The organism is uncultured Anaerobiospirillum sp. (assembly GCF_902485895.1).
Taxonomy (GTDB): domain Bacteria; phylum Pseudomonadota; class Gammaproteobacteria; order Enterobacterales; family Succinivibrionaceae; genus Anaerobiospirillum; species Anaerobiospirillum succiniciproducens.
The window spans coordinates 1-12,227 of record NZ_CABTML010000031.1; the positions used below are offsets into that span (position 1 = coordinate 1).

General features: G+C 41.6%; 6 protein-coding genes. 3 read left to right on the forward strand and 3 right to left on the reverse strand.

All coding sequences use genetic code 11. From position 1 onward, the window contains the following. Positions 1–389: 389 nt before the first annotated feature. Both istA and RDO37_RS03045 read left to right on the forward strand, forming a co-directional pair. Positions 390–1,763 carry an IS21 family transposase gene (gene istA, locus RDO37_RS03040; protein WP_308498057.1) on the forward strand — a complete coding sequence of 458 codons (1,374 nt, stop codon included), beginning with the start codon at positions 390–392 and terminating at the stop codon, positions 1,761–1,763. Position 1,764: 1 nt separating this feature from the next. After that, complete coding sequence (locus tag RDO37_RS03045; RefSeq protein WP_308498058.1) at positions 1,765–2,643, forward strand: ATP-binding protein; 879 nt, start codon at positions 1,765–1,767, stop codon at positions 2,641–2,643. Between the two features lie 625 nt (positions 2,644–3,268). Here the strand turns inward: RDO37_RS03045 and crp are convergent. The 3 genes from crp to RDO37_RS03060 form a co-directional block, all read right to left on the reverse strand. Continuing rightward, positions 3,269–3,904, reverse strand: a complete 636-nt coding sequence (crp, locus tag RDO37_RS03050; RefSeq protein WP_374045299.1) for a cAMP-activated global transcriptional regulator CRP — start codon at positions 3,902–3,904, stop codon at positions 3,269–3,271. A 601-nt stretch (positions 3,905–4,505) separates the two neighbouring features. After that, positions 4,506–6,296: a hypothetical protein gene (locus RDO37_RS03055; protein WP_308498060.1), complete on the reverse strand. Its 1,791-nt coding sequence runs from the start codon at positions 6,294–6,296 to the stop codon at positions 4,506–4,508. Between the two features lie 320 nt (positions 6,297–6,616). Further along, a complete protein-coding gene (locus RDO37_RS03060) occupies positions 6,617–9,136 on the reverse strand; it encodes a hypothetical protein (RefSeq protein WP_308498061.1) in 2,520 nt (839 codons plus the stop codon). A gap of 1,422 nt (positions 9,137–10,558) precedes the next feature. Between RDO37_RS03060 and RDO37_RS03065 the strand changes: the two genes are divergently transcribed. Beyond that, positions 10,559–11,224, forward strand: coding sequence for a restriction endonuclease (locus RDO37_RS03065; protein WP_308498062.1), 666 nt, complete (start codon positions 10,559–10,561; stop codon positions 11,222–11,224). Positions 11,225–12,227: the final 1,003 nt, after the last annotated feature.

Sequence of the window (12,227 nt, forward strand, 5' to 3'; positions counted from 1 at the left end):
TAAAAATTAACATGCTTAGCACTAGCCTGCATAACGTCTGGACAGGCTTTACTGCTCACTTGTTACTTTTAATTTCGTCTCATGACGAAGTTAAAAATTAACATACTCAGAACTAGTCTGCATGACGTCTGGACAGGCTTACTGCTCAGTTATTACTTTTGATTTCGTCTTATGACGAAGTTAAAAATTAACATACACAGAACTGCTATGTACTACACCATTAAAGTAGGAAAAAGGCATTTGAGTATATTGTTAATTTTTATTTTCACCCGAAGATGAATAGTAAAAAACAACATTACAAATGTTCAATACTGCTCTTTAGGCAGCTGCGGTCAGATAACGTATTAGTCAAATTCTGATTTCATACTTAAGAAAAAGGAATATTACTTTTGTTAAACAATCATCAAGTTAGTCAAATAAAACGACTGCATGAGCAAGGTGCAAAGGCTACTGAAATTGCTCGAACGCTTGGTATTTGCAGACAAACAGTCAGTCACTATATCAAGTTGGGTGTTGATAAAGCACCGCTGCAAAAGCGGTCTAGCAAGCTAGATGTTCTAAACCCAGAGCTAGTTATCGAGAGGTATAAGAACTACGAAGAAAGTGTGCCTGCTCTTTATAGGCAAATGGAAGAAGAGCCTCATTTTTATGGCTTAAAAGATGGCTGCAACTTCAGTTTACGTGCACTACAAGGCTTTATCTACAAGCACCACTTAGCAGAACAAAAGGAGTTTGGAAAGGATGTAAAAAGACCTTTTCACTGCCTTCCTGGACATCAAATACAGATTGACTTCACAGAGCGCTATTTCAAGTTCGATGGTAGTGATGAAGAGACCAAAATATATATCTTTGAGGCTGTACTAGCTTGGTCTCGTAATATTTACTGCTGTGTATTTGACAACACAGACCAAAGCTCATGGTTTGAGGGTATTGCTAGAGCTTTTGAGTGGTTAGGTGTTCCAAATGTAGTTCTTTGTGATAATGCAACCTCTTTGATTAAATTCAATAATGGTCAGCATTATGTAGTTAACCCGGCTTTCCAATTTTTCTGCGATAAGTTTGGTGTTGAGCCGAAGCCATGCAAGCCTTACAAAGCAAATACTAAGGGACGTGTTGAGCGTGCTGGTTATTACATTAAACACCACTGCATCAACTATATACAAAACACACCAAGTATCGTAGTTTACAACTTAGAAGACCTTCAGCAGGAAATTGATAAGTGGCTTATAAGTAAATATGTACTTGATCGAACGTTTGTTGATCCAAGAACTGCTAAGAGAGGTGGTACCCCTGTCAGAAGAACTGTTCGTGAGCTCTATGAGTATGAGAAGACAAAATTACGCATACTCGAAGGCGATAAAGTCAAGCTTTTGGTTAAAGTTGTTCGCAGCTCAATAAGCTTCAACGGTAAGCTTAAGTTTTTAGGACACGAGTTGCAAATTAGGGATAAAAATCACTGGAAAACCACCGCAAGTATCTCAATTTACCGTGATGGAGAATACTTAGTTACCACTGATGGTGGCGCAACAATTACTAAAGGCAAACTCGACCCTAAGCGTATTCATGACTTTGAAGTTTCTCAAAAAAAGAGACGTGCTGCAAAGAGGGCCAAGACCCAGCCAGTTGAGCATGTTAATGCTGCTGAGCAAGGCAATGACTTAGGTATAGAGACAGTCTTGAATGAGGCTGAAGAGTTATCCCTGTCTACTGAAGCCCATAACACTCGCAGAGAGCTTGATGAGTTGTTAGAAAGGAATAATTAAGGTGGACAATAACCAAAAATTAGATGACTTAAATGTCTGTCCAAATAGAAGTGAGGCTCGCATAACAGTTCTTGTGACTCCTCCTAAAGACTCACACTTTACTCTAGATAGAAATGGAGGATTGGTGTCCCGACACAAACGTCTACTTAATGAGGACGCTAGTGATTTACCAGAAGATAAGCGTTTGGCTTTCAACTGTACCGCACTTGGTTGGGGCTGCTACACAGATGAGATATCTGAATACTTAAATGATCTGTCCGTTAACGGACTGGACATATCTAAAGAGGTAACAGATCTGCTTGAACATGTTGTCATGCTAAAACGCAACCACAAGATAGATCGGTTAATAGCATATAGCTCAATACCCAAATCTGAGCTATATGCTCCATTTGACAGCTCTTTAATAAGACTGGAATATGATCTAGATTTGTGGAATCTAGACTGGGCGGAGTCAAATGCAAGTATATTTATTTCAGGGCGGCCAGGCACTGGAAAAACAAGTACTGCGGTTCAATTCGCCAAAAGAGCTATCCTTGAAAAAGGATACTCTGTTTTCAGAGTATGCTCAACAGAGTTGTTCGAGTCTTTTCATGATCCGTCACAAGCAGCTAAAGCATTAAATCGAGCTTCAGAGGTCGATTTACTTATCCTTGATGACGTTGGCTATGAAGAGTACTACTCAGGCAACACAGCATATCTTCACAAACTCTTAGACTATCGTATGAGGTCAGGTCTCCCAACTGTAATCATTACTCAGAGAGGACTACAGGAGTGGATGAATGTATTTGATAATCATGACGTCTTTAAAGCCATAATGAGCAAGTTTTTTAACAAAGCCTATACCCTGGACTTCTCAGGACGGTCATTCTATTCAGGCTAATTGACCAACTAAGTAGTTCACCACAAAAGTAGGTTTATAAACCATATTAAAGTAGCCAAATGCACCAAAAGTGTAATGGCTACTTTTTTTTCACATTTTTTAAAGAAAATACATGTTAACTTTTAGCTCTGTTTAAAAGTGTTAATTTTTAATTGCGCAAACCATGTTAATTTTTACTTCATGAAACACCTTATTTCTTGGTGATTCAGAACTTTTGGCGATGAGGTAGCTTAATTCTATGGTTATTGATTATCTTAGGCGTATGCGTGCTAAAAAGCTTTGCCTTGAGCATAGCAGGTGTTGAGGGCGATAGGTTCAAGAAAATCTTTGCTAAGTCATAGCATTTATACCTGGGGCATGAGGTTGCTGTAAGTTCGAAGACGGACTGTGGCGACGCAATGCGGCAGATTCTAGATTAGCTTGGGGCAGCGTCGAAATGGGGATAGGGCCTAATCATTTTTAACTTATGCCTGTCGAGCGCGTATGGGCAGGTATTTTTGGTGGCGCTATGATGTAGAGGCAGGTAAATGATTGTGGCGGGGTGATTTTTGGTCGGTACAAATACAAAAGCCCAGAAAAACTGGGCTTTTGTATTTGTAAGCCAAGGGTGCTTGGCTTATGGAAATTAGCGGGTACCGTAAACTACGATGGTCTTACCGTGAGCATGGATGAGGTGGTTCTCTTCCATCATCTTTAAGATACGACCAACGGTTTCACGAGAGCAGCCAACGATCTGACCAATTTCCTGACGGGTGATCTTGATTTGCATGCCGTCTGGGTGAGTCATTGCCTCTGGCTGGTGAGCGAGGTTTAACAGAGTCTTAGCGATACGACCGGTAACGTCGAGGAAGGCTAAGTTAGATACCTTCTTAGAGGTATCAGCTAAACGCTCAGCCATCTGCTGGCTTAAACGCATTAAGATTTCAGGGTTAACCTGAACGAGCTGCTTGAACTTGTTGTAGGAAACTTCAGCAATTTCGCAAGCAGTCTTGGCCTTTACCCAAGCAGTACGGGTTGGGTTTTCTTCAGACTCGTTGAAAAGACCGAGTTCGCCGATGAAATCGCCCTTGTTAAGATAGGTCAGGATCATCTCGTGGCCGTCGTGATCCTTGATCAATACAACTACGGTGCCCTTAACAATGTAGTACAGAGTCTCAGCCTTTTCACCAGCGTGGATGATGGTGCTTTTCTGAGCATACTTGTGAATATGACACTGACTAACGAACCAAGAGATGGTGCTGTCTGCAGGTGGCTTAACCATAATCAAAACCTTAGACGATTAAAAAACTATCACACGTTTTAGATCATAGCATGATCTCTTAAGCACATGAGAAAATGATGTGCCTCATGCCTTAACAGGCAATTAAAAATGTGACAATGGATAATGTTCTACTAAGCAAACATTAAAGCTTAGGAGAAATATTGCTTCTTTGTAAAACACAAATCTTTTGTACTCGTGTAATTGTATACGATATTGATAACATATACGACACACAAGAGGCCTAAGATCGAATTTAGAACAATTTAAGAGCAAAATTAAACAAAGCTCTATGCAAGCATATGGTTTGTTTGAGAGTGAAAATGCTGCCAAACTAATTTAGTTCAATCAAAGCAATTGTTATCAACTTGCTAGCTTAGTCACAAAAAATCGACGTGTGTGCCCTAAGAGGCGTATGCTAGCGGCTTAATTCATGGTGATAGATACTAAAATCGCCTCAGGGCAAAAGATGCAAAATAGCTTACAGTAAGGTTAATTTTGTTGCCTACTTAAGTTAAGAGTGAGATCTTAAGCAGTCACGAGAGTCTGTATCCATAATGCGTTTGATTGGCCTATGGCTCATTGCTAGGCCCTGAGCTTATTGCTAGGCGTGCTTTTTGACGAAGCTATGCTTTTTAATTTTCGGTGTTTGGGAGCTTGCGCCTTTGTCATTGAGCTTATTCATTACAAAGCTCTCGAGTGCAAAGGTTATAGGCCCATCTGACTCTACAGCAGCTTGCTTAGCATTGCGCTTACCCTTCTGATTACAGCGTGTCTTTGTCTCTGATGAGCTTTGTAAAGCCTCTGTAGCGCAGTGAGAGCAGTTGGCAGTGCCTTGAGTGTCTGTAGCCTTATTCATGCTCTCTTGAGGCAAGCTTTCTGTATGTTGCGACATGTTAGTTACTAAAGGAGCCTTAGGCTTATCTAATGCCTGTGATCTTGTGGATGGGCCTGTGTGATCTTGTGCTTCATCGCAATGGGCTAGATCTTGGTTAAAAGGACCAATCTCTGGATAGTTACTACGTAATGAGTAGTTGAAGGTCATGCGGTAATTGTTGAGTACTTCAAGCTCATTTGATCCATTTAGTTGCTCTAATAAGAGCTCATCCTCAGTCTTGTGATTCTCTTTAGTAGTGTGCTTATCACTGTTTGCCTTGCACTTAGCTTGCTGAGCCTTTAGCGCAGCACGTAATGAGATCATGGCCATATGGTCAGTAGCGCTATAGTCATTATCAGAGCTCTGATTTTGTGAGAACAGGGAGCTTAGATTTGGCACGTGCTTAGGTACATCTTGATCTTGGCAAACTGCACTTATGCCTTGTAGATTGCAAGTGCTTTGTACGATAAGCTTATTTAAAGCCTCGGGATCATGCTCAATTAAGCTGCCAATGTACTGATTCAGGCTGTTTAGAGCGTTACAAGCATCACCATCGCTACCATGTTCTAAGTAGTTGGAGACTTGATCCTTACTAAGATAAGAGTAAGCATCATAAAGTTGTGCAATTAGCTCTGGTGAAGTAATCGCTAGCTCATGGCTCTGATAAAGGGGTGAAGCTAAGTCATGGCATACTTCTGCTGCATTGTTATTGCTAGCAGCAGTTGCCGCATCCTCGCTAAGAGCTTGGTGTATGTTTTTAAGATCCTGTATGCTCTTGCAGGCCAATAAATTAAGAGCATTACCTTCAGTGTAGGCATCATCTACGCTTGAATTGAGTCCGTTAAAACCAGCGCAAGTTTGATTAAATGCTGCAGCACTAGTGATCTTCTTGCCTCTATAGTCATCTGATTGCTTAGGTGAGCTGAGCGCTTCATGACAGCGTATAAGCTTGCTTACTGAGGTAAAGTCAGGGATCGGGGCTGACCAAGCAAAATCGTATGGGTCTGATGAGATAAAAGCATTTGCACTTGTTAAAGCTTGGGTGTTCTCCTGCTTGTAGGCTTGGATTGATGCACCGCTATCTGCGGCATGCTCACATCCATAGGCTTGAGACTTATTGGTCTTGTTCTCATCGTTTGTTGTCTTGGATAAGGCCTGATTGCAATTGGATGAGGTCTGATTGCAATTACTCTTAGCGCTTACTTTTATAGAGGCGGACTGTGAGCTTGCCTGGCTTGCATCATTAGGCAAACGGGCTAAAGTCTCAAGAGATAGTTGCTTTTCACGGTTTACCTGGCCACGAAAGTTAGGGTGGTAGCGACGGTTACAGCGCTGGAAGTTATCAATTAGATTGAAGCTGCTTTTATTGTTCAGACACAGCTTGAGCTGTGCAGGCGCAGCAATAAAATGCGGGGCACAGATCATGGCTCCTAATGCCATGGGAGAGTAGTTTTGATCTGATACTGAAAAAGTAGCGCTGATCTTAAGATCATCAAATGTCTGTGGAGTAGCTTTCATCAATATTCAGCGCGTAGAGCACCTTGTTGGGCGTTGCAGAGCGCTATCTCCTGTAATGAGTGGCAATGTGGGTAGTCGTTTAGATAAAAGGCGGCGATCTTAGTACAAGGTGAGCTTGAGTATCATTAGCCGCCAACATGTGGCATTGAACCTACGTGAGCTCTTATAGCGGGCATGGCGCAGCATTGCTTGTAGCGATCTGCTTGCATCAATTTGTAAGTTGCATCGCTATCTCACTGCATAGCGATCGAGCTGCATCGCTAGCTCACTACACAGCGATCTAGCTGTGTGGCCATCTAGATGCTCGATGCTGTGAGAGCCTAGTATTTAAGCGGGATGAGGCTTGTGCCGATCTCTTTATAATCTTTATAAGAAGCATGTAGTTCCTCAACTGAGTATTCGCTATCGATGAGGTTTAGGATCAGCGACTTGTTATCGATGTTAGATACATGCACTTTTCCTTGCAGCAGATGCAGGGGATTGAACTCATTGCTTTGGTACGTATAGGCGACGCCTCGATAGCGACCGTGGATGGTGCTTACATATTTAGTACCGAGGCCATAATAGTGGCCTTTGATGATCTCAATATGATCGTCAAATAAAGCTATTTGATACTCTGAGCCACGTGGTCCGTAAAGCTTAGAGATATAGTTAAGCTCACGAGCCTTCACAAAGATGGCCTCAAGAATGTCAGGATTGAGGCGAGCCTTGCTTGAGGCAGTGTCGATGATGTATTGAGCAATAGCTGAGACACTTAAATGCTTCTTAAGTTCCTCAAGTAGACGGTTATCTAAGCGGCGAGCTAAATGTTCTCTTTTGAGTGCTCCAAAGGTTACGGCAAGTCCTAATCGGTCATACTTACTGCACTGTAGAGCAAAAGCTTTGGCACTAAAGAGCTGACTTTGGATCGCAATACCATCACAAAGCTCAATTTCATAATGGGTCTTAGATAGGCGATCAGGGATCGAAAGTAATGAGAGCGGAGATTTGTAAGCAGATGAAGCCAAGCTATCAAGGCTTGATCTGTCATGCTCTTTATAGTTTTTGTAACTCTGCTTAGATAGCGGAATGCAGCTAATTAAGACTTCATTATGCTTACCAAAGCTAAAAGTTACATTACGTCTAGCTCCATGCTGCAGCTCCATTAAACTAAGCCTGCCATTGTATGGATAGCGGCTTATTAAGCTAAACTCATTATCTAAGTTAGCTGGTGTTAGAGGATAGATGCTAAAGCCTGGTCTATGAACAGCTATGGTGGCTTGAGTAGGTCTGTTAGAGACTAACTGTGCTTGATTATCTTGGTAAATGTCCAGCTGAGGTAGATGCGCTGTTGAGGCATCTAACTTAGGTTTTGAGGCTCTATTTACATCTAACTGAGGCTGGTGGGCTCGTTGTACATCAAGCTTAGGCAGCTTAGGTTTATGGGAAGGATCATCCTGCTTATGGCCATCATGTACATAGATATGGTTAGTTAAAGACTCATGCTTGAGGTTAATGAGTCTTTCTAAGAGCGCTGATGGCAGATTCTTGCGTTTAGCTACCTTCTCATCTTCAAGCTGATCATATAAATAGCCATAGTCATTCAGACAGGTAAACATAGAGTAAAGCTCACCAATGGCCAGGCCTAAGACCACCTCTTCAAATGTATAGCTGCAGTTATCGATATGACATAGAGCGTAGGTATAACGAGGGATCTTTAAGCCCATCTGCAGCTTAGTTAAGCGCATCGGACGAGTTCTGTTGGTATTGAGAGGCTTGTAAGGACGCATAGCCTCACCCTCATTAAAGCTGACTAAGTACAAGCAATTGATGTAGCACAGCTCGAGCTCATCAGCCATAAACACAAAGTCATACTGATGATTATCAGCAGAATCTGCAAAGGCAGAGTCATCGCCATGATGGAAGCTATGATCATGTAGAGCGACATTAGCAGGGTACATAGCAACAGAAGATGCATGATGAGAACTAAGATTTTGGCTAGCTAAAGACACGCGCTCTTTAGTGTTCTCTGCCATTAATGTCTGAGCACGAGCGGTATTAAGATCATGGCTAGGCACTACATGCTTACTAGCAGCACGATGATCTTGGGCTGCGTCAGTGAGATCGTGGTGCTGATAAGAGGCATTGGCAGACTCTAAATCAGTCTGTGAGCACAGCTCCGGCCTAGTGAATGGAGCTTTTAAACTCTGATCTACACAAGCATGGGGAGCAATAATCTTGTTTGCTGTGGATGCTTGCGAACTATCCTCGCCAGAGAAAGCTTTTTCAATCTCAGCTGAGGTACGAAGCGACTCTGAGCGGCTTACTTTATGAACTAAAGTACGCTTGCCATAACAAGTGGCGAGCTTCTTAAAGTCTGAATGCTGAGCAATATGTTCTTGTGCAATGCTTGAAAAACGACGACTAGCAGTGTCCTTGTGGCATGATGCGGCAGCATTTGAGCTTTCTAGCAAGTAATTTGTTTGCATCAATTGCTCAAGATACTGATGGGCATATAAAGGTGCAGCCATGAGACTGACATGATCGCAAGCCTCAATGTGCTCAGTACTCTGATCTGCTGGTAACACTGCAGAGACTTTATTGCCATGAGGGCGCAGGTTAAGGAGGCGGACATTACGCAGTGAGTTAACCTTGCCCTTGCTTGGAGTAAGTTGACCAAGCTTAGTTACATCATCTAAAGAAAGCTCCTGAGAGTCATAGATATCCCCTTTGAGTCTAGAGCTGCACCACTTGTCATCTTCAAACCCGCAAAGCTTGCTAGGCTTGTCCTCTTGGATATAGGTAGATGGGCACAGTACTGCATGAGATAGCTTGTTGGAACTTTCTTTTACGCTTGCCATAGTTCAACTCCTAAGCACTAGTCGATGGCATGCACTGTAAAGTCGAATTGATAAATCATTTGCGATGGCTATCGCAAAACTGATTTATTTACGCAAGCGCATATATATCTAAGGCATGCCTAGGTGCCTAGATACCGCATAAATAAGCGCTTTGTAGGCGAGTAAAAAATTTGAGGATAGGGGCTTAAAAAGTTTTGCGATCCCCGTCATAAAAAGTCATAAATCGCATATATAGGCTAAAGTTTTTGCGATGGCTATCGCAAATGTATGCTGAGATAGGCCATATTTGGCGCTAAAACCATTGGCTGCAGGCAAGTTGCAACACGAGGACTTGCCGAGCCGTTTTGCTTCATGAAAGGGCATGAATACGGGCTTTTAGAGTGATCATGGTGTATAGGCTAGTAAGAAGGGGCACTTGGGGAATGGTGGTGTCTAAAAGCGACTATAAACAATACGCTTGGCTTGAAGACCAAACTTTTATAGAGAAATGAGAGAAAAAAGACACGATTCGATCAAGTTATGGCTTTTTAAACAATGTTCTATACATTGTGATGGCTATCGCAAAAATTTTGTAAGTTTTGATGTAGTAAGGCGGTAAAAATGTTGTATCAAGATTGTGAGCTTTTCAGGTCATAATGTTGTATCAAGTTAGATACAGCTTTGTAGTATCTATAGCGAGCGATTGTGTAGTATCTAGTTACGCATTAAAATGTGATAAATAGGCTATTTTTGAATATGATGATAAAAATTTATTAATCAAGTACTTGCATCTAGGGCGTAAAAATCTTACTATGTAATTCAGTATCTAGGAACAAAGATTGAAGCTAGTGAAGTTCGGCGCGTTTTTGTAAAGAATAGATACAGCAAACAAACATAAGAGAGTTAGCTGCTTGTCAAATGTGCATAACATTTGGCAAGCAGATATTTTGCTCTTTAACGCGATGGTTTAGCTTACAGGCTATTTCTAACACGCAGAGCAAATTACAGAATTCAAAAAAGAATAGGCGCTAGTGCAGCATTTAATAATGATGCTAAGCCTAGACAAACTGACATAAGGCTGTTAAGACCTTTATAGGCTATGAGTGAGTCAACTTACTAAAACTCTTGTAGCTTGAGTCTTCCCCTCCGTCGTTAGCTTTTTCCTATTCTTTAATTAAGCATGCACAACAAGCGCATTGAGCAATATTAAGGTTGCTATCAATTAGAGCTTGTTCAAATCAGACTATTGCACTAATAGCCATACTTAAATATCAAAGAGAAGTTCTTGGATATTAGGCCTTTACATAGAAGCGGTAGCTAAACTGACCGCTAGAGCATCATCACGACTTGCTTCTTTAAAAAGCTTGTCAGAATACACGAATACATAGATTGGCCTTGCGGTATAGCTAAATAGACTGAAGTTACCATCAAGAGGATGTAAAAATGTACATGACAGACTCAAAAGCAGGTAAACAACGCTCCTGCCATGATTTGTCAGAGTACGTGAACAAGATTGCTGCGGCAGATCATAAGCTTTCCCATCACGCTGTAAGCTTAGAGAAGGCCAAGGCAAGCGCATTTGCTACAACTAAGATTATTAGTCCACGAGCAAATGCACGTAATGATTTACCTGGTCACGGCGACTTTAACAAACCAAAGAGCATGAGCAAAGAAGACTTAGTAGCTCAGATGCTGTGTTCTAAAGTTTCAACTAAAGAGATTAACTTAGAAAAGTTACTCCAAAACTTATTTGACGCAAAGGGCTTTAAGACTCGTTGCTGTGCTGAGAGCACTTCACGCAGCGCGACCTTAATTGTCTCAACTCCAAGCAATGTCAAAGTAAGTGTGCAGATAAAGCAAAGCGCCCGCCCATTAACCGAGCCTATGATTGAGATTGCCAAAGAGGTTATGACTATCTATGGCACTAAGCACTCATTACTCGTATCCCTTGCTGGCTTTACTGAGAAGACTTTAGCTGCAGCTAAGCAAAACGACGCTTCATTAAAACTCTGGAGCGCTAAAGACATAGCTAAAGAGATCATTGCTAACTATAGCAATATGGACACACAAGTGCGTTCTTGCTTTGACAAGGTAATGAGCGTTAAGTAAGGCCTTTTACTCAAGTAGGCTCTGTATACAAGCTATTGAGCTTACTTAGTAATACCGCTTTATAAGAGATTTAGCAGAGGTAAAGCTTGCTAATCTCAACTCCTAACAAAACTTAGGAGCAAAAAATAAGTGCATAGTGACCAAGCACCATCTGCACTTAAATATTCGTACAGCTGAGTATACGAAAAACACTAAGGAGTCTGCTTAGATAGGCAAGCATTTCATGCTACATAAAGGCCATAAGCAGTCTTTTATTAGAAAGCTCATCCATTAGATGAGTCGAAAGGATAATCTTCATAACTACGGGTGGGTCTTGCAGCTCGCAAAACTTAACAAGGCCCATCACCTCTAGTAGTTATCCAAGCTTGTTAGATAAACAAGCGCACGACAGAAAAATCTTCATAACTACGGATGGGTCTTGCAGCTCGCAAATTTATACAAGGCCCATCACCTCTAGTAGTTATCCAAGCTTGTTAGATAATCAAGCGCACTACCAAAAAACTTCATACCTACGGGTGTGGCTTGCAGCTCGCAAATTAATACAAGTCCCATCACCTCACGCAGCATTGATACTATAGCTGCAACTCACTACACAAACTCATAACTACGAGCGCGAATCGTAAAGCTAAACATAGCCTTTGCAAAAGTGCGCCACCTTTTTCTATTAGAGAAGCAATGTGGGGCTCCAAAGTGTTGGGGCCCTTTGTCTTCTAAAGCTGCATGACGGTCATGCAGATTTTCAATACGGTAGTGAGTGAAAATTTTTAGAGCATTGTAATTGAAATTACTAGCACTTAGCTAACTAATTGTTTTCCGCTGTCAAATAATTAGAACGTGATCTAATTTTTCAACTTGCAAAAGGCAATTCTATCTCTTTTATCCACATTTGTATTTGCACGTATCGCGCTTCTTTCAAATGCTCTTGAGCTCTACGGCACTAATATAAGTCCTGTAGCTTTGAAAATATATCAGATCGGAAGAGCACACGTCTGAACTCCAGTCA